The sequence below is a fragment of the Bacillus sp. CH_48 genome, from assembly GCF_038008465.1.
In the GTDB taxonomy this organism is placed as follows: Bacteria; Bacillota; Bacilli; order Bacillales; family Bacillaceae_G; genus Bacillus_A; species Bacillus_A thuringiensis_S.
Genome location: NZ_JBBOZF010000001.1, coordinates 3135413 through 3155446 on the forward strand (window position 1 = coordinate 3135413; position 20034 = coordinate 3155446).

The window sequence follows — 20034 nt, forward strand, 5'->3', positions numbered from 1 at the left end:
ACTTCCGAATTGCTTAATAAGTTAATAGTGTAATAGGGAATGTTCCCTGTTAAAAGGAGGAACACAATGGAATACGTAATTGAGATGAATAACATTACGAAAGTATTCCCAGGCATTGTAGCGAATGATGATATTACGCTGCAAGTAAAGCAGGGTGAGATACATGCTTTACTTGGAGAAAATGGTGCAGGGAAATCCACATTGATGAATGTACTATTTGGTTTGTACCAACCAGAACAAGGTGAAATTAAAATTAAAGGAAAGTCTGTAAATATTACCAATCCGAATGTGGCAAATGACCTTGGTATTGGAATGGTTCATCAGCACTTTATGCTTGTTCATAATTTTACAGTTACAGAGAATATTATTCTCGGAAATGAACCGAGGAAAAAAGGGAAAATTGCTGTTGAGGAAGCTGCTAAAGAAATTCAAAAACTGTCTGAACAATACGGTTTAGCTGTAGATCCATATGCGAAAATACAGGATATTTCAGTGGGTATGCAACAGCGTGTTGAGATTTTGAAAACTCTTTACCGCGGTGCAGAAATTTTAATATTTGATGAACCGACAGCTGTGTTAACACCACAAGAAATTCATGAGCTAATTCAAATTATGAAAAAGCTTGTGCAAGAAGGAAAATCTATTGTTCTTATTACACATAAGTTGAAAGAAATTATGGAAGTTTGCGATCGTTGTACGATTATTCGTAAAGGAAAAGGAATTGGAACGGTTGACGTTGCAAATACGGATGAAAATAAACTTGCAGAATTAATGGTCGGACGTCAAGTGAATTTTAAAACAGAAAAAAAAGACGCGAAACCAAAAGAAGAGGTACTTTCAATTGCAAATCTTGTTGTTCACGATGCACGTCAACTACCTGCTGTAAAAGGCCTTGACTTAACTGTTCGTGCGGGGGAAATTGTTGGGATTGCAGGGATTGATGGAAATGGACAAAGTGAATTAATAGAAGCAATTACTGGTTTACGAAAAGTTGAGTCAGGTTCTATTGCAATTAAAGGGAAAGAAATAACAAATTGGCCTGTTAGAAGAATAACAGAAGAAGGAATTGGTCATATTCCAGAAGATCGTCATAAACACGGACTCGTCCTTGATTTTTCTGTTAGAGATAATATAGTTCTGCAAACGTACTATAAGAATCCGTTTTCAAAGAAAGGGATTTTAAATTTCAGCAAAATTACAGAAAAAGCAAAGGCTCTTATTGAACAGTTTGATGTACGTACACCCAGTGAGCAAACTTTAGCACGCGCTCTATCTGGGGGAAATCAACAAAAAGCAATTATTGCACGTGAAGTAGACCGTGATCCAGATTTATTAATCGCAGCACAGCCAACACGTGGTTTAGATGTAGGAGCAATTGAATTTATTCATAAGAGATTAATAGAGCAAAGGGATAAAGGGAAAGGTGTATTACTTTTATCACTAGAGTTAGATGAAATCTTAAATGTTAGCGATCGAATTGCTGTTATTTATGAAGGGAAAATTGTAGCAATAGTTGATGCGAAAGAAACGAATGAACAACAGCTTGGATTGTTAATGGCTGGAGGAACAAAGAAGGAGCAGGTGGGTACAAATGGCTAAAAAACTTTTAACAGAACGAACGATAAATATTTTAGTCCCAGTACTATCCGTTATTTTTGGCTTACTTGTCGGAGCGATTGTAATGTTAGTTAGTGGTTATGATCCAATTGTAGGTTATAGTGCACTTTGGACAGGGATGTTCGGTAGCGCAAGTGCGATTGGTGAAACGCTTCGTACAATGATACCGCTTATTCTTGCTGGTTTATCAGTGGCGTTTGCATTTCGTACAGGTTTATTTAATATCGGGGTAGAGGGTCAATTGCTAGTTGGTTGGCTTGCAGCGGTTTGGTTCGGTTATGCAGTTTCACTACCAGCTTTCCTTCATATTCCATTATCTATTTTATTCGCAGCATTGGTAGGAGGAATTTGGGGCTTCATTCCTGGATATTTAAAAGGAAAGTTTCAAGTTAATGAGGTTATTGTAACAATTATGATGAACTATATCGCATTATATGTAACATATGACATCATTAAGCGCTTTTTACATGAAGGTAATGATAAAACGTATGACATTAAAGAGAGTGCATCACTATCTTCAGACTGGCTTGCTAGCATTACTGATGGTTCGCGTCTTCACTGGGGAATTATTGTAGCAATATTAATCGCTATTTTAATGTGGTTCTTATTAGATCGAACAACTTTAGGCTACGAATTAAAGTCGGTAGGATTTAATCAGCATGCTTCTCAATATGCAGGTATGAAAGTTTCTCGTAATGTAGTATTCTCCATGACAATTGCTGGTGCATTTGCGGGGATTGGTGGAGCGATGGAAGGATTAGGAACATTCCAGAGTATGACCGCGATGTCTTCGTTTACAGGAGTAGGATTTGATGGGATTGCCGTAGCATTACTTGGAGGGAATAATCCGTTTGGTATAATCCTTTCAGCTTTATTATTTGGTGGTTTGAAAAGTGCTTCCCCTCAAATGAACTTTGAGGCAGATGTACCATCAGAGCTTATTAATGTAATTATTGCATGTATCATCTTCTTTGTTGCATGTAGTTATGTGTTAAGATGGGCGCTTACACGCATGAGCAAGGAGGGGAAATAAATGAGCTTTTTAGATATATTAGCCATTCTTGTGACGGGTACGTTATATACATCGGCACCTATCATTTTCACAGCACTAGGTGGAGTATTTAGTGAACGATCGGGTGTTGTAAATATCGGATTAGAAGGACTAATGCTATTTGGTGCATTTATTGGAGTTGTTACAAACTTATTAATGGGTGATACTTGGGGAACGATGACCCCGTGGATTGCGTTATTATTTGCGGCAATTGGTAGTGGATTATTTGCATTACTTCATGCGGTAGCTTCTATTACATTCCGAGCAGATCAAGTTGTAAGTGGTGTAGCAATTAACTTCTTATCCCTTGGTTTAACGGTATTTGCAATTAAGAAGATTTTTGATAAAGGGCAGACTGACTTTATTCAGTATCGTATTGAAAAGATTGATATTCCAGGCCTTTCGGATATTCCGGTTTTAGGGAAAATATTTTTCTCGAATGTACCAATAACGTCGTATATTGCCATTATTTTAGCATTCGTTGTTTGGTATGTTATTTATAAAACACCGTTCGGTCTTCGTCTACGTGCTGTTGGTGAACACCCAATGGCAGCGGATACGATGGGGATTAACGTATATAAAATGCGCTATATTGGAGTCTGTATTTCAGGAGTGTTTGCTGGAATTGGTGGAGCGATTTTTGCAATGTCAATTTCTAATAACTTCTCAGGGGCAACTATTACAGGACAAGGTTTCTTAGCTTTAGCTGCTATGATTTTTGGAAAGTGGAATCCACTAGGCGCACTAGGTGCAGCTCTATTCTTTGGTTTTGCGCAATCTCTTAGTGTAACGGGCGGAACAATTCCTGTATTAGATCAAATTCCAAGTGTTTTATTAACGATATTACCATATGTATTCACAATATTAGCGCTTGTTGGTTTTGTAGGTCGTTCTGAAGCTCCGAAAGCATTAGGAACTCCTTATGAAAAAGGAAAACGATAAGTATTTTATAAGTATAAAAAAGCTCGCACATTAGTGTGGGCTTTTTTACATAGAATATATTTAATACGGAATTTTACTATGTTCCTTACATATTAAAGTTTTTAGAAAGAATCATATGTAAGCATAATAAGGGAGAAAAGTTGATTTTTTATTTCTAAAAACTGTATATTGAAGAGGAATATTCCTATATACGTAAAGGAGGGCTATAAATGAAACTAATGGAACAACAACTACATGAGTTAGGTGGTTTGCGCGTACATATTATTCCGACTGATAAATATAAAACGAATACCTTTGTATTTCGTTTTAAAGCGCCTTTAAATGAGGAGACGGTGACAGAGCGTGCCCTATTGCCATACGTATTGCAAAGTGCCACAGAAAAATTACCTTCTGTAATTCGTCTTCGTCAATATTTAGAAGAATTATACGGGTCTTCTTTAGCGGTAGATGTAAGTAAAAAAGGGGAAGACCATATTATCTCCATTTATGTAGACATTGCAAATGAAGTTTATTTACATGATGCACCACCGTTATTTGAAAAAGCGCTTTCTATGTTGTCTGATATTGTGTTACATCCAGCAACCGAGGGGAACGGTTTCCTATCTTCTATCGTAGAAAGTGAAAAAAGAGCACTGTTACAGAGAATTGAAGCTACTTATGATGATAAAATGCGTTATGCAAACGAGCGTTTAATTGAAGAAATGTGCAAAGTAGAACCGTATCGTTTAAGTGCAAATGGAAAAAAAGAGAGTGTTACGTCTATTACAAATGAAAGTCTGTATCAATATTATCAAAAGGTGTTAGCAGAAGATGAAATGGATCTATATATTATTGGTGATATTTCAACAAACGCCGTTGATCTTGTAAGTAAGTATTTTTCTATTTCAGCTCGTCCAGTGAGAGAAAGAAATGTACTCCTTCATAGACGAAATAATGAAGAAAAAGAAGTTGTTGAAAAACAAGAATTAAAACAAAGTAAATTACACATCGGTTATCGTACATTTGTCACATATAAAGATGAAGATTATTTTGCATTGCAATTGTTCAATGGATTGTTTGGTGGTTTTTCTCATTCGAAGTTATTCGTAAATGTGCGTGAAAAAAATAGTTTAGCGTACTATGCAGCATCGCGCTTTGAAAGTCATAAAGGTTTATTATTTGTTATGTCAGGAATCGAAGCGGAAAATTATGAAAAAGCAGTTGAGATTATTAAAGAACAAATGCTTGCGATGCAAAACGGAGAGTTTTCTGAAGAAGAAATACATCAAACAAAAAGTGTCATCCAAAATCAAATATTAGAGGCGATTGATACACCGCGTGGATTTGTAGAAATGCTATATCATGGTATTATTTCAGATCGTACACGTCCAGTTGAAGAATGGCTTACAGGTATAGAAAGTGTAACAAAAGAAGAAATTGTAAAAGTAGCTAAAAATATTGAACTAGATACAATTTACTTTTTACAAGGAACGGAGGGAGAGTAAATGGAAAAAATTGTTTATGAGCAATTAAAAGAAACACTCTATTATGAAAAACTTCCTAATGGATTAGATGTATATGTTTTACCGAAACAAGGATTTAATAAAACATTTGCGACGTTTACGACGAAATATGGTTCAGTAGATAATACATTTGTACCATTGGGGAAAGAAGAAATGATTCGTGTGCCTGATGGGATTGCACATTTTCTTGAGCATAAATTATTTGAAAAAGAAGATCACGATGCTTTCCAATTGTTTAGTAAACAAGGAGCATCGGCAAATGCTTTTACATCCTTCACACGAACAGCTTACCTTTTTTCATGTACTTCAAACGTAGAACAAAATTTAAATACATTGCTAAACTTCGTGCAAGAGCCTTATTTCTCTGAAAAAACAGTTGAAAAAGAGAAGGGGATTATTGGGCAAGAAATTCAAATGTATCAAGATAACCCAGATTGGCGTTTGTACTTTGGGTTAATTGATAGCTTGTTTGTAAAACACCCAATTAAAATTGATATTGCAGGGACAATCGAATCTATTAGTAAAATTACGAAAGATTTATTATATGAATGTTATGAAACATTTTATCATCCGAGCAATATGTTATTATTTGTTGTGGGTGCAATTGATCCAGAGAAAACAATGGATTTAGTACGTGAAAATCAAGCGGAAAAAGATTATAAAAACCAGCCAGAAATTGTGCGTTCATTTGAAGAGGAACCAAATGAGGTAAATGAAAAGAAAAAAATTATTTCAATGCCTGTGCAAACACCGAAATGTTTAGTTGGTATTAAAGCGACTAATTTAAAAGAAAAGGGGCAAGCGCTTTTAAAACAAGAAATTGCGCTTACGTTACTCTTAGATTATTTATTTGGAAAAAGTTCTGTTCATTACGAAGCTTTATATAATGAAGGACTTATTGATGATTCATTCTCGTATGACTATACAGAAGAAAATAACTTCGGTTTTGCAATGGTTGGTGGTGATACGAAACAACCTGATGAATTGGCAGATCGTTTAAAAGATATTTTATTAAAAACAGATTATGATCAATTAGATGCGGCGGCATTAGAACGAGTGAAGAAAAAGAAAATTGGTGGTTTTTTACGCTCGTTGAATTCACCAGAATATATTGCAAATCAATTTACACGATATGCGTTTAATGAATCTAGTCTATTTGATGCATTGACTGTATTAGAAGGGCTAACCGTTCAAGACTTACAAGAAGTAGCAAAATTATTGTTATCAGAAGAAAAAATGAGTGTTTGTCAGGTGTTACCGAAAAAATAACATTTTAAAGATACCCTCATCTTATCATTGAAAAATTGTAAGATGAGGGTATTATTTAGTTGTGTGAAAATTGAACTTGTAGAGATAAGAGAGGGAATTTATGAAAAAGTATGCGTTAGTAACTGGAGGGAGCGGAGGGATTGGCTCTGCTATTTCGAAACAATTAATTCAAGATGGATATACAGTTTATGTTCATTACAATAACAGTGAAGGAAAGGTATTGGAATTGCAGAAAGCATGGGGAGAAGTTATCCCTGTTCAAGCGAATTTGGCTTCTAGTGATGGAGCAGAGCAATTGTGGGGACAAATTGAACACCCTATTGATGTTATTGTATACGCAGCTGGGAAGAGTATTTTTGGACTAGTAACAGATGTAACAAACGAAGAATTGGGTTATATGGTAGAACTTCAAGTGAAGAACGTATATAAATTACTTTCAATGGCACTTCCGCCTATGATCGGGAGGAGAAGTGGTAATATTGTAATTATTTCATCTATATGGGGACAAATAGGGGCTTCTTGTGAAGTGCTGTATTCAATGGTAAAAGGGGCGCAAAATTCATATGTGAAAGCTTTAGCGAAAGAAGTTTCTTTAAGTGGATTACGTGTGAATGCAGTAGCACCAGGAGCAATTGAAACGGAAATGTTAAGTGTTTTTTCTGAAGAAGATAAAATGGGAATTGCTGAAGATATACCATTAGGTAGAATAGGATTACCAGAAGAAGTAGCAAAAACAGTTTCATTCCTCGTATCACCAGGAGCATCATACATAACTGGACAAATCATCGGAGTGAATGGCGGTTGGCACTGCTAAAAATTTCTTACATAAAAAATGAACAGTTGCACAAATTAAGGATGATTTTATTACTCAATAGTGAGGTGCTTAATTATGTCAGTATTAGATAATTTTGATCAGTGGAAGAGCTTTTTAGGAGATCGTTTAGAGCAAGCGCAAGGAAAAGGTTTAGACGGCGGTGCGGTATCAGATATGGCATTTCGTGTTGGCGACTACCTTGCTAATGAAGTAGAAGGGCGCAATGACCAAGAGAAATTATTAGCTGAGCTTTGGAAAGTTGCTGATGAACAGGAGCAACATACAATTGCAAACTTAATGGTTAAGTTTGTACAACATAAGTAAAAGTAGAGAGGAGATTCTCCTCTCTACTTTTTTTGTATAATAATTACACAGGATAGATTATACATTTAGCTTCCCTATTAAGGTGAAATCATATAATATAGTACGTAGGTGTAAAGTAAGCAAGGGGAGTGATCTTGGATGATTGAATGGTATTTTGAATATGAAATACATAAAAACCGACCTGGCTTGCTTGGTGACGTTTCTTCGTTAATCGGTATGCTCGGCATTAATATTGTCACAATTAATGGTGTAGATAATGCACGACGTGGGTTACTTCTTATGTGTGATAATCAAGAGCAAATCTCTAGACTTGAATCAATTTTAAATACGATGGATAACATAACGGTAACGAAATATCGTCCGCCCAAGCTAAGAGATAAGCTAGCGGTTAGGCATGGTAGGTACATACAACGAGATGCAGATGATAAGAAAACATTTCGATTTGTGCGTGATGAATTAGGCTTACTTGTAGACTTTATGGCAGAAATTATGAAAAAAGAAGGCCATAAACTAATTGGGATACGCGGAATGCCTCGTGTCGGAAAAACAGAATCCATTGTTGCTGCAAGTGTTTGTGCAAATAAAAGGTGGTTATTTGTATCATCTACTCTTATTAAGCAAACTGTTCGTAGTCAATTAATTGAAGATGAGTATAGCGATGACAATATTTTCATCCTAGATGGAATTGTGTCAACGAAGCGTGCCAACGAAAGACATTGGCAGCTCGTTCGTGAAATTATGAGATTGCCTGCAACGAAAGTTGTGGAACATCCTGATGTATTTGTGAGTCAGTCAGAATACACATTGGATGATTTTGATTATATTATCGAGTTGCGTAACGATTATGATGAAGAAATTCAATATAATTTAGTAGATGAAATTGAGCAAGGTACGCAAAATAATTTCTCTATGTTTGACTTTTAAAGAAATATTGAGGTGTTAGTAGTGACGGAATTGGGACAAAAGCTGAAAGAAGCAAGAGAAGCGAAAGGCTTGTCTATTGATCAGCTGCATGAAATTACAAAAATTCAAAAACGCCATCTAGTGGCAATTGAAGAAGGCAATTATGATGTATTGCCAGGAGCTTTTTATGCGCGTGCATTCATTAAACAATACGCAGATGCTGTTGGATTAAATGGAGAGGAACTGCTTGTAGAACATCAGAGTACGATACCACAATCTGAAAGGCGTGAAGTTCCACAAGTATCAACGGGACAAAAAACACAAGAAACAATGCAAAAATCTTCATCATGGCCAGTTGCAGATCACATGCCGAAAATCTTAGTTGCGCTGTTAGTAATCGCGGTTGGAGTCGTAATCTGGTTTGTGTTTCAAGCGTTAACTGGAAAAGATGATGAAAAAGTTCCGAGTGCTCAAAGTGAGAAAATTGAAGTTCAAAAAGCGAAAGATTCTCCGTTAGATACGAAGAAAGCGGAAGAGCCAAAGAAAGAAGAGCCAAAGAAAGAAGAGCCAAAGAAAGAAGAACCAAAGAAAGAGGAGCAGCCAGCACCACCAACTGGACAGCAAGAAGTGAAAGTAGTTGGAACAACTGGTAAGGTATCTACTTTGGAAATTCATAATAATAAAACGTTAGAATTGGAAATTTCAGCGAAGGGTGCAAGTTATGTAGATGTTAAGGATGATGCGGGTAACGAAATTCTAAACACTACAGTACAAAGCGGTCAAACAGAGAAACGCGATGTATCAACATTAAAAGAAGTACGACTTAATATTGGAAGTGCACCGAATGTTGAAATTAAACTGAATGGCCAAGTGCTTGCTTTCCCGTTAGATCCACAAAAAGAATATCACCAAAGATTGGTGATTAAAAACCAAGGGATAGAGCAACCTGCACAATAACAGTCATCGCTTCGATGACTTTTTTTTCGATGAACAAATGTTTTTGATATGATGGAGGAATAGCTGTGAATTTACCAAATAAAATTACAATATCTAGAATCTTCTTAATTCCAATTTTTATGGTAATTATGTTAGCGCCCTTTGATTGGGGTTCATACAAAATTGGTGATGTTGATTTGCCAATTCAACATTTAGTAGGGGCACTTATCTTTATCATTGCTTCAGCTACAGATTGGATTGATGGACATTACGCAAGAAAGTATAATCTTGTAACGAATTTAGGAAAGTTTCTTGACCCATTAGCTGATAAATTACTTGTTTCAGCAGCACTTATTACATTGGTAGAGATGCAATATGTACCGGCTTGGATTGTTATTGTAATTATCAGTCGTGAGTTTGCTGTAACAGGTTTACGTCTTGTACTTGCTGGAACAGGGGAAGTAGTTGCGGCAAATCAGCTAGGGAAAATTAAGACATGGACACAAATTATTGCGATTGCAGCATATTTATTACACGATGTACCTTTAAATTTAATCCATATTCCAGTTGCTGATATCTTCATATGGATTGCATTAATCTTTACTGTTATTTCAGGATGGGATTATTTCTGGAAAAATAGAGCTGCTTTTGTAAACTCAAAATAGAAGTTTATGGGGGAATTAGGATGAATGCTGAGATTATTGCGGTTGGAACTGAATTATTACTTGGACAAATTGCAAATACAAATGCCCAGTTTTTATCTGAAAAGTTAGCTTCAATTGGAATTAACGTGTACTATCATACTGTTGTTGGTGATAATAATAAGCGACTGCAAAAGGCGATTGAAGCTGCGGAAGAACGTGCTGATATACTTATTTTTACAGGTGGATTAGGACCGACAAAAGATGATTTAACGAAAGAAACGATAGCGGCTAGTTTAGATGAAGCGCTTGTGTATGATGAAAAGGCATTAGCCTTAATAAGTAATTACTTTAAGCGTACAGGCCGTGAATTTACGGAGAATAATAAAAAGCAAGCGCTAGTCTTAAATGGAGCAACAGTATTTGCAAATGACCACGGTATGGCGCCTGGTATGGGGGTAAATAAGAACGGAAAAGTTTATATTTTATTACCAGGGCCGCCAAAAGAAATGAAACCAATGTATGTAAGTTACGTGGAGCCTTTTTTACGTAATTTTACAACAGGAGAAAACATTTATTCCCGTGTGCTTCGTTTCTTCGGTATCGGGGAGTCCCAATTAGAGGTGAAAGTTCAAGATTTAATTGATGGACAAACAAACCCAACAATCGCCCCGCTAGCAAATGATGGAGAAGTGACATTACGTTTAACCGCTAAGCATCAAAATGTTAGCGAAGCGGAGAAACTAATTCAACATGTGGAAGATTTGATTTTAGAAAGGGTAGGAGAATTTTTCTACGGATATGACCAAGAATTTTTGCATTATAAGGCAATCGAGTTATTGAAGAGAAAAGGGTTAACTTTAGCATGTGCAGAAAGTTTAACAGGTGGTCTTTTTGGAAATCAAGTAACTGAAAATGCTGGTGTTTCTTCTGTATTTAAAGGCGGTGTCATTTGTTATCATAATGATGTGAAGCAACATGTATTGCGTGTGCCTGAAGAAGTGTTGCATACTGATGGTGCAGTTAGTAAAGAATGTGCTCGTTATCTTGCTGAAAATGTTAAGGATTTATTAAAAGCGGATATCGGAATTAGTTTCACTGGGGTAGCAGGGCCAGATGCTTCAGAACAGAAAGAGCCAGGAACAGTATTTGTTGGATTGGCGATTAAAGGTGAACAAACTGCAGTTTTTCCTCTTAATTTAAGTGGAAGTCGTCAACAAATTAGAGAACGCTCGACAAAATATGGATTTTATCATTTATATAAAAAGCTAGAAGAGATATAAGTTTCTTCTAGCTTTTTTTATAGTTAAATTACGTATTTATGTAATGGAAAATAAAAAAACGAATAAATGTTCGATTTTTGTTGGCAAATTGAATTGAAAATAGGTATAATAAGATTAGCAATTCAGTTAAGGAGGAATTTTGAATGAGTGATCGTCAAGCGGCATTAGATATGGCGTTAAAACAAATAGAGAAGCAATTTGGTAAAGGTTCAATTATGAAATTAGGAGAACAAGCGGAACGTAGAATTTCTACAATTTCAAGTGGTTCTTTAGCACTTGATGTGGCATTAGGGGTAGGCGGATACCCACGTGGCCGTATTATCGAAATTTACGGACCTGAAAGTTCAGGTAAAACGACAGTTTCATTACATGCAATTGCAGAAGTACAACGTCAAGGTGGACAAGCAGCATTCATCGATGCGGAGCACGCAATGGATCCTGTATATGCACAAAAATTAGGCGTTAACATAGATGAATTACTATTATCACAGCCTGATACAGGGGAGCAAGGATTAGAAATCGCGGAAGCTCTTGTACGAAGTGGTGCGGTTGACATTATCGTAATTGACTCTGTAGCAGCTCTTGTACCGAAAGCAGAGATTGAAGGCGACATGGGTGACTCACACGTAGGTTTACAAGCACGTTTAATGTCACAAGCACTTCGTAAGCTTTCAGGAGCAATCAACAAATCAAAAACAATTGCAATCTTTATTAACCAAATTCGTGAAAAAGTTGGGGTTATGTTCGGAAACCCAGAAACAACTCCAGGTGGTCGTGCGTTGAAATTCTATTCAACTGTCCGTCTTGAAGTGCGTCGTGCGGAGCAATTAAAGCAAGGTAACGACATCGTTGGTAATAAAACAAAAGTAAAAGTAGTGAAAAATAAAGTAGCGCCACCATTCCGTGTTGCTGAAGTTGATATTATGTACGGAGAAGGTATTTCAAGAGAGGGTGAAATCTTGGATATGGCTTCTGAGCTTGATATCGTTCAAAAGAGCGGTGCTTGGTATTCTTATAATGAAGAACGTTTAGGACAAGGTCGTGAAAATTCGAAGCAATTCTTAAAAGAGAATACGGACTTAAGAGAGGAAATTGCCTTCTTTGTTCGTGATCATCACGGAATTGGTGAAGATTCTGGTGTGGAAGACACGGAAGATGCAACTCTTCAAGATTAAAAAATAAAAGACACGGGTCCCGTGTCTTTTATTTTTTTACCTTCTATTAAAGGGGTATCTATCGTAGTGGTTAAAATATTTTTTTGACTCAAATGGGATGTGTAAAGAGGAATATTCATACGTTTTAAGGGAATAAAATGGTATTTACTAAGGTTTTCCAGGATAGTATGCTATCAATTTTTCAAATTCAGATAACATTAAGGACTGAAGGTAAAGAAAGTAAAAGTAGACAACGCTTGACAATGAAAATTACGATAGATACAATGAGAATGTATATTTTTTCTTATATACGATATACTCTTCTCAAGAAGAGAAGTAATATTCGGAGTAAGGTTTAAATCTTACCGAAATAATAATATGACATTTTAATTGTGAAATGAAGAAAGTCCCTTAAAAAAGCGGGACGACGGTCTTTGCTGTATATTGTAATTTAATGTACATGCCGACAGTCTTTTTTCATTCATAGCAAGGGGAGGTGAAATCATGAGTAGTACAGTTTGGATACTCATCTCCATTTTGCTTGCAACAACAGTCGGTGCAGTTGTTGGCTTTTTTGTTCGAAAGTCTATTGCTGAAGCGAAGATTAATGGTGCGGCTAATGAAGCGAAACGTATTTTAGACGAAGCGAATCGTGAGGCTGAAGCACTTAAGAAAGAAGCGCTTTTAGAAGCAAAGGATGAAATTCATACACTTCGTACAGAAGCTGAATTAGAAATTCGTGACCGTAGAAGCGAATTACAAAAACAAGAAAATCGTTTAATGCAAAAAGAAGAGAACCTTGATCGTAAAGACGAAACGCTCGATAAACGCGAGCAGCAGTTAGAGAAGAAAGAGGAATCTCTTGTAGCGAGACAACAACAGATTGAAGAGTTGGAAAGCAAAGTGGGAGAGTTAGTTCAAAAGCAACAAACAGAATTAGAGCGCATTTCCAATCTGACACGCGAACAAGCGAAAGCAATTATTCTTGGTAAAGTAGAAAATGAAGTTTCTCATGAAATCGCTGTTATGGTAAAAGAAAGTGAAGTTCGCGCGAAAGAAGAAGCGGATAAGAAAGCAAAAGAGATTTTATCTCTTGCAATGCAAAGATGTGCAGCTGATCATGTTGCTGAAACAACCGTTTCGGTTGTAAATCTTCCAAATGACGAAATGAAGGGACGTATTATCGGGCGTGAAGGTCGTAATATTCGTACGTTAGAAACGTTAACGGGTATTGACTTAATTATCGATGATACACCAGAGGCGGTAATTCTTTCTGGATTCGATCCAATTCGTCGTGAAACAGCTCGTATCGCTCTTGATAAACTAGTACAGGACGGACGTATTCACCCAGCGCGTATTGAAGAGATGGTCGAAAAATCAAGACGTGAAGTGGACGAGTATATTCGCGAAGTCGGAGAGCAAACAACGTTTGAAGTGGGTGTTCACGGATTACACCCAGATTTAATTAAAATTTTAGGTCGTTTAAAATACCGTACAAGTTATGGACAAAACGTCTTAAAACACTCTATGGAAGTTGCATATTTAACTGGACTTATGGCAGCAGAGCTTGGTGAGGATGAAAAACTAGCAAGACGTGCTGGTCTATTACATGATATCGGAAAAGCGATTGACCATGAAGTAGAAGGTAGCCACGTTGAAATTGGTGTTGAACTCGCAACGAAATATAAAGAGCATCCTGTAGTTATAAACAGTATCGCATCTCACCATGGTGACACAGAACCAACTTCTATCATTGCAGTTTTAGTTGCAGCAGCAGATGCTTTATCAGCTGCAAGACCGGGAGCTCGTAGTGAAACGCTTGAAAACTACATTCGTCGTCTTGAAAAGTTAGAAGAGATTTCAGAGTCTTATGAAGGCGTTGAAAAATCATTTGCAATTCAAGCAGGACGTGAAGTTCGTATTTTGGTAAAACCAGATACAATCGATGACTTAGAAGCTCATCGTTTAGCTCGTGATATCCGAAAACGTATTGAAAATGAACTGGATTACCCAGGACATATTAAAGTAACTGTTATTCGTGAAACACGTGCAGTGGAATACGCAAAATAAAGTGGTGAAACACCACTTTATTTTTTTGTGTTGGAATTGGATAAAATAAAGACAGTTATTTAGCATAAAAGTGAAACAAACTTATAATAAACATATTATAAGGAATTTACTTGATGCTATAGCAATAAAAAATGCAGTACATAGAAAGGGTAAGACATATGAGAATATTATTTGTTGGGGATGTAGTAGGATCTCCTGGTAGAGGTATGATTCAACAGTACGTACCGGCATTAAAGAAAAAATATACACCTACAGTAACAATCATTAATGGAGAAAACGCAGCAGGTGGCCGTGGGATTACAGAAAAAATATATCGAAACTTTTTAGAGTGTGGGGCACAAGCAGTTACACTTGGAAACCATGCTTGGGATAATCGTGAAGTATTTGAATTCATCGATGATGCAAAATATCTTGCAAGACCAGCTAACTTCCCAGAAGGAACTCCAGGAAAAGGACTTATCTTTGTGAACTGTAATGGAACAGAAGTTGCAGTTATTAACTTACAGGGGCGTACTTTCCTTCCTCCGATTGATTGTCCATTCCGTAAAGTGGATGAATTAATTAATATTGCGAAAAAACGTACGAATATTATCTTTATTGATTTCCATGCGGAGACTACAAGTGAAAAACAAGCGCTAGGTTGGTATGTAGATGGACGTGCTACAGCAGTAGTAGGTACGCATACGCATGTCCCTACAGCGGATAACCGTATTTTACCAAGCGGAACGGCATATATTACAGATGTTGGGATGACAGGGCCATATGATGGAATTTTAGGTATGGACCGAGAAGCAGTATTGAAGAAGTTTTTAACGAACTTACCGGTACGATTTGAAGTAACAAGTGGTAGAACGCAATTAAGTGCAGTGTTAATTGATGTGGATCCAAATACAGGAAAAGCAAAGAAAATTGAGCGCATTTTAATTAATGACGATCAACCATTTTTTGAGTAAATTTCCGTTAAATTTTAGATAAGTTATTATATTTTAATTTTTTAGAAAAATTACGAAAATTTAGCAGGAATACGCGCCATTCCTCGTGAATATAAGTTAAAGTGAAATAATTGCTAATACTTTTTAAAGAAACGAGGAGGAAACGCGGAATGGAAATATTAAAAGTTAAAGCAACGTCGGTCCCTAATTCTGTAGCTGGTGCACTTGCAGGTGTTATTCGCGAACGCGGAACAGCAGAAATTCAAGCTATTGGTGCAGGTGCATTAAACCAAGCGGTAAAGGCAGTAGCAATTGCAAGAGGGTTTGTAGCGCCTAGTGGTTTGGACCTAATTTGTATCCCAGCGTTTACAGATATTATGATTGATGGCGAAGAGCGTACAGCAATAAAATTAATTGTAGAACCTCGTTAAGTTTAAACAACCTGTTTGCAGTATGCAAACAGGTTGTTTTTATAATGGAGGAATGAAAATGAAAATTTTTGATGCTCATTGTGATGTGCTCTTTCAGTTATGGAGTGCAAAGGGAAAAAAGAATTTTAAAAACGATCCGCAATTACATATTACATTTCAACAGTTAAAGGAAAGACAAGGAAGTATACAATGTTTTGCAATATATGTGCCAGAAACAGTGACGTATGAAAAACGATTTGAAGCGGCATTACAAATGATAGATATTTTTTATAATGAAATTCTATCGCTACCAGGTGTGAGATTTATCCGAACGAAAGAGGATATAAATAGATTAAAACAAGACGAGGTTGGCGCGCTATTAACGTTAGAAGGGTGCGAAGCAATTGGCAAAGAAGCGATGAAATTACGTTTGTTTTATCGGTTAGGTGTACGTTCTTTCGGATTAACATGGAACTATGCGAATTTGTTAGCTGATGGGGCGCTAGAGACGCGTGGAGCAGGTTTAACTACTGTTGGTAGACAAGTTGTACAAGAGTTGAATACTTTGCAATTATGGACGGATCTATCACATTTAAATGAGAGAAGTTTTTGGGATGTGATAGAAATTGCAAATAACCCAATTGCATCCCACTCAAATTGTTATAAACTGTGTGAGCATCCACGCAATTTAAATGACGAACAAATTAAAGCGCTTATACAGAGAAATAGCATAATCGGTGTTACTTTTGTACCGCAGTTTCTAACAAGTGAAAGACAAGCAAATATAACAGATATAGTAAAACATATCGAATATATTTGCTCGCTAGGTGGAGAAAACAATATAGGGTTTGGTTCAGATTTTGATGGGATTGTAGATACGGTTGTCAATGTATCTGCCTACGGAGATTATGAAAATGTCATGAATGAGCTTTATAAATACTATGCTGCATCTACTGTAGAAAGATTTTTATATGATAATTTTGTTGAACATATGAGTTTTTAAGTTTTTGGTTTAAAATTCAGAATAATTAAAATTAACTCATTTGATTTTATTGCTTTTTTTAAGACCTAATACTAGAATGAAAAACAAAATAGCTTTATACTAAAGATTCAGGGAAATCAGAAGAGGCATAATTTGCGTCCGTTGTAGTTTATTTGCATAAAAAATGCTAAACTATTACTGTAAAAAAATACACTACAATGAATGCAGCCAAAAGGGGTGTAGGAGATGATTAGTCAACTTTCATGGAAAGTTGGAGGCCAACAAGGTGAAGGAATTGAAAGTACAGGAGAAATCTTCTGTATTGCATTAAACCGATTAGGATATTACCTATACGGTTACCGCCACTTCTCATCACGTATAAAAGGCGGCCATACAAATAATAAAATTCGTGTAAGTACAACAGAAGTACGAGCGATCTCAGATGATTTAGATATTTTAATTGCTTTTGACCAAGAAACAATTGATTTTAACTTCCACGAACTACGTCCAGGTGGAATTGTAGTTGCGGATGCGAAATTTAATCCAACAATACCTGATAATACAGATGTAAATCTATATGTGATACCGTTTACAGATATTGCTTCAGAATTAGGCACATCATTAATGAAAAACATGGTTGCTGTTGGAGCATCAAGTGCAGTATTAGGATTAGACGAAACAGCTTATTTAGATGTTGTTGAAGAAATCTTTGGTCGTAAAGGAGAGCAAGTCGTTCAAAAGAATATGAACGCAATTAAACGCGGCTCTCAATATATGAAAGAATTACTAGGTGAGAAAGTAAACATGATGCAGCTTGAAAAAGCTGATGGTAAAAAACGCATGTTTATGATTGGAAACGACGCAATCGCATTTGGTGCGGTAGCTGGTGGTGCTCGTTTTATGTCAGCATACCCAATCACACCTGCATCAGAAATTATGGAATACTTAATTAAAAAATTACCGAAAGTCGGCGGAACAGTAATCCAAACTGAGGATGAAATCGCAGCTTGTACAATGGCAATCGGTGCAAACTATGCTGGTGTTCGTACATTAACTGCATCTGCTGGTCCTGGTCTTTCATTAATGATGGAAGCAATCGGTTTAGCAGGTATTACAGAAACTCCATTAGTAATTGTTGATACACAACGTGGTGGTCCAAGTACGGGATTACCAACGAAACAAGAACAGTCTGACTTAATGGCGATGATTTACGGTACGCATGGTGAAATTCCAAAAATCGTAATGGCGCCAAGTACAGTTGAAGAAGCTTTCTATGACATTGTAGAAGCATTTAACTTATCTGAAGAATATCAAGTTCCTGTTATTTTCTTAACAGATTTACAGCTTTCGTTAGGAAAACAAACAGTAGAACCACTTAAATTAGATAAAGTGGAAATTCGTCGTGGTAAGCTTGATTTAGAAGCGGAATTACCAGAACGTGAAAATAAAGCATACTTCAAGCGTTATGAAGTAACTGAAGACGGCGTTTCACCGCGTGTTTTACCTGGTATGAAAAATGGTGTTCACCATGTTACAGGTGTAGAACATGATGAAACTGGAAAACCATCGGAATCAGCAATAAACCGTAAAGATCAAATGGACAAACGTTTCCGTAAAATGGAGAACTTGAAGTTTAATACCCCTGTTTATAAAAATGTTAAGCATGAAGAAGCAGACGTATTGCTTGTTGGATTTAACTCAACTCGTGGTGCGATCGAAGAGGCAATGACGCGTTTAGAACAAGAGGGTATGAAAGTAAACCATGCTCATGTACGTTTAATTCACCCGTTCCCAACAGCTGAAATCGATCCACTTGTGAAAAAGGCGAAGCGTGTTGTAGTAGTAGAAAACAATGCAACAGGTCAGCTTGCTAACATTATGAAAATGAATCTTGGTAATGGTGAGAAAATTTCTAGTCTTTTAAAATATGATGGAAACCCATTCTTGCCGAAAGAGATTTACAACGAATGCAAAAAAGGGGTTGTATTAAATGGCAACATTTAAGGACTTTCGTAACAGTGTAAAGCCAAACTGGTGCCCAGGTTGCGGAGACTTCTCAGTGCAAGCTGCAATTCAACGTGCGGCAGCTAACGTTGGTTTAAATCCAGATGAACTTGCTGTTATTTCTGGTATTGGCTGTTCAGGCCGTATTTCAGGTTATATTAATTCATATGGTGTGCATAGTATTCATGGTCGTGCCCTTCCGATTGCACAAGGTGTAAAAATGGCAAATCGTGATTTAACAGTCATCGCTTCAGGTGGTGATGGTGATGGATTTGCGATTGGTATGGGACATACAATCCATTCTATTCGTCGTAATATCGATATTACGTACATCGTAATGGATAACCAAATTTACGGATTAACAAAAGGGCAAACTTCACCACGTAGTGAAGCTGGATTTAAAACGAAAAGCACACCGCAAGGTTCAATTGAACCATCACTAAATGTAATGGAAATGGCTTTAACAGCTGGTGCGACATTTGTGGCGCAAAGCTTTTCGAGTGATTTAAAAGAATTAACACAAATTATTGAAGCTGGTATTAACCATAAAGGATTTTCATTAATTAACGTATTTAGCCCATGTGTTACTTACAATAAAGTAAATACCTACGATTGGTTTAAAGAGAATTTAACGAAACTAAGCACAGTAGAGGGATATGATCCATCTAATCGCATGATGGCTATGCAAACTTTAATGGAAAATAACGGTTTAGTAACAGGTTTAATTTATCAAAATACTAAGCAACCATCATATCAAGAACTTGTTAAAGGCTATAGTGAAGAGCCTTTAGTGAAATCTGATTTAAATATGGATCAGAAAATGTTTGATGAGCTTGTTGCTGAATTTATGTAATATAAGAAGAGGAGGTTGCCATGTGGCAACCTTTTTTTATTAGAAAAATATAGGGTAGTCTTATTTACTTAGAAAATTCAGAATGGTAAAATAATATATAAATCGTTGTATGAAAATGGCAAGTTCATTGCTTATGAAATGTAAGATAATAAAGGGCCTCTGTATTGTTAAAATTGGCGAAACAGGTCATACTATGGTAATGTTTATAGGGATAAAGCAATATGCTTTTGGGTAGGACAACAAGAAATAATAAAAAGGGAATGTCTATTTGCGTGGGGAAGACTTCATTCTTATGAATGATTAGATTGATTACTCAAGTTTCAAAGGACAAGTTATCTCTCAAGCTA

General features: G+C 36.4%; 18 protein-coding genes. All 18 read left to right on the plus strand.

Features of this window, described 5'->3' with window-relative positions; translation table 11 throughout:
- Window positions 1–66 precede the first annotated feature (66 nt).
- The 18 genes from N2V92_RS15920 to N2V92_RS16005 all read left to right on the plus strand — a co-directional run bounded on the left by N2V92_RS15920 (window position 67) and on the right by N2V92_RS16005 (window position 19687).
- Complete coding sequence (locus tag N2V92_RS15920) at window positions 67–1599, plus strand: ABC transporter ATP-binding protein (RefSeq protein WP_000456930.1); 1533 nt, start codon at window positions 67–69, stop codon at window positions 1597–1599.
- Window positions 1592–2650 carry an ABC transporter permease gene (locus N2V92_RS15925; RefSeq protein ID WP_001085255.1) on the plus strand — a complete coding sequence of 353 codons (1059 nt, stop codon included), beginning with the start codon at window positions 1592–1594 and terminating at the stop codon, window positions 2648–2650. The genes N2V92_RS15920 and N2V92_RS15925 overlap by 8 nt, the downstream gene beginning before the upstream one ends.
- The gene (locus N2V92_RS15930; protein ID WP_000008857.1) at window positions 2651–3610 is read left to right on the plus strand and encodes an ABC transporter permease; all 960 of its coding nucleotides are present in this window, start codon (window positions 2651–2653) and stop codon (window positions 3608–3610) included.
- Window positions 3611–3819: 209 nt separating this feature from the next.
- Window positions 3820–5094: an EF-P 5-aminopentanol modification-associated protein YfmF gene (gene yfmF / locus N2V92_RS15935; protein ID WP_016077343.1), complete on the plus strand. Its 1275-nt coding sequence runs from the start codon at window positions 3820–3822 to the stop codon at window positions 5092–5094.
- A complete protein-coding gene (gene yfmH, locus N2V92_RS15940) occupies window positions 5095–6381 on the plus strand; it encodes an EF-P 5-aminopentanol modification-associated protein YfmH (protein WP_000411972.1) in 1287 nt (428 codons plus the stop codon). It abuts the gene before it with no gap.
- A gap of 100 nt (window positions 6382–6481) precedes the next feature.
- Window positions 6482–7195, plus strand: a complete 714-nt coding sequence (gene ymfI / locus N2V92_RS15945; RefSeq protein WP_000759625.1) for an elongation factor P 5-aminopentanone reductase — start codon at window positions 6482–6484, stop codon at window positions 7193–7195.
- A gap of 75 nt (window positions 7196–7270) precedes the next feature.
- On the plus strand, window positions 7271–7519 hold the full coding sequence (locus N2V92_RS15950; protein WP_000114444.1) for a DUF3243 domain-containing protein: 249 nt from the start codon (window positions 7271–7273) through the stop codon (window positions 7517–7519).
- A 138-nt stretch (window positions 7520–7657) separates the two neighbouring features.
- Entirely contained in the window at window positions 7658–8443 is a 786-nt protein-coding gene (locus N2V92_RS15955) for a DUF3388 domain-containing protein (RefSeq protein WP_000574107.1), read from the plus strand.
- A 21-nt stretch (window positions 8444–8464) separates the two neighbouring features.
- A complete protein-coding gene (locus N2V92_RS15960) occupies window positions 8465–9379 on the plus strand; it encodes a helix-turn-helix domain-containing protein (RefSeq protein ID WP_000137466.1) in 915 nt (304 codons plus the stop codon).
- A 65-nt stretch (window positions 9380–9444) separates the two neighbouring features.
- Window positions 9445–10023 carry a CDP-diacylglycerol--glycerol-3-phosphate 3-phosphatidyltransferase gene (pgsA, locus tag N2V92_RS15965; RefSeq protein WP_001052967.1) on the plus strand — a complete coding sequence of 193 codons (579 nt, stop codon included), beginning with the start codon at window positions 9445–9447 and terminating at the stop codon, window positions 10021–10023.
- 20 nt (window positions 10024–10043) lie between these two features.
- Entirely contained in the window at window positions 10044–11282 is a 1239-nt protein-coding gene (locus N2V92_RS15970; protein WP_000990684.1) for a competence/damage-inducible protein A, read from the plus strand.
- Between the two features lie 143 nt (window positions 11283–11425).
- The gene (recA, locus tag N2V92_RS15975) at window positions 11426–12457 is read left to right on the plus strand and encodes a recombinase RecA (RefSeq protein ID WP_001283853.1); all 1032 of its coding nucleotides are present in this window, start codon (window positions 11426–11428) and stop codon (window positions 12455–12457) included.
- A gap of 483 nt (window positions 12458–12940) precedes the next feature.
- Window positions 12941–14506 carry a ribonuclease Y gene (gene rny / locus N2V92_RS15980; RefSeq protein ID WP_000099770.1) on the plus strand — a complete coding sequence of 522 codons (1566 nt, stop codon included), beginning with the start codon at window positions 12941–12943 and terminating at the stop codon, window positions 14504–14506.
- Window positions 14507–14664: 158 nt separating this feature from the next.
- Complete coding sequence (locus N2V92_RS15985) at window positions 14665–15459, plus strand: TIGR00282 family metallophosphoesterase (protein ID WP_001221092.1); 795 nt, start codon at window positions 14665–14667, stop codon at window positions 15457–15459.
- Between the two features lie 149 nt (window positions 15460–15608).
- Window positions 15609–15869, plus strand: coding sequence for a stage V sporulation protein SpoVS (gene spoVS / locus N2V92_RS15990; protein ID WP_000404341.1), 261 nt, complete (start codon window positions 15609–15611; stop codon window positions 15867–15869).
- A 22-nt stretch (window positions 15870–15891) separates the two neighbouring features.
- Window positions 15892–16851 (plus strand): dipeptidase, encoded by a 960-nt coding sequence (locus N2V92_RS15995; protein WP_003279695.1) that lies wholly within the window; start codon window positions 15892–15894, stop codon window positions 16849–16851.
- Between the two features lie 225 nt (window positions 16852–17076).
- Window positions 17077–18834: a 2-oxoacid:acceptor oxidoreductase subunit alpha gene (locus tag N2V92_RS16000; protein WP_000625429.1), complete on the plus strand. Its 1758-nt coding sequence runs from the start codon at window positions 17077–17079 to the stop codon at window positions 18832–18834.
- Window positions 18821–19687: a 2-oxoacid:ferredoxin oxidoreductase subunit beta gene (locus N2V92_RS16005; protein ID WP_000190155.1), complete on the plus strand. Its 867-nt coding sequence runs from the start codon at window positions 18821–18823 to the stop codon at window positions 19685–19687. Before N2V92_RS16000 ends, N2V92_RS16005 begins: the two co-directional genes overlap by 14 nt.
- The last annotated feature ends 347 nt before the right edge of the window (window positions 19688–20034 follow it).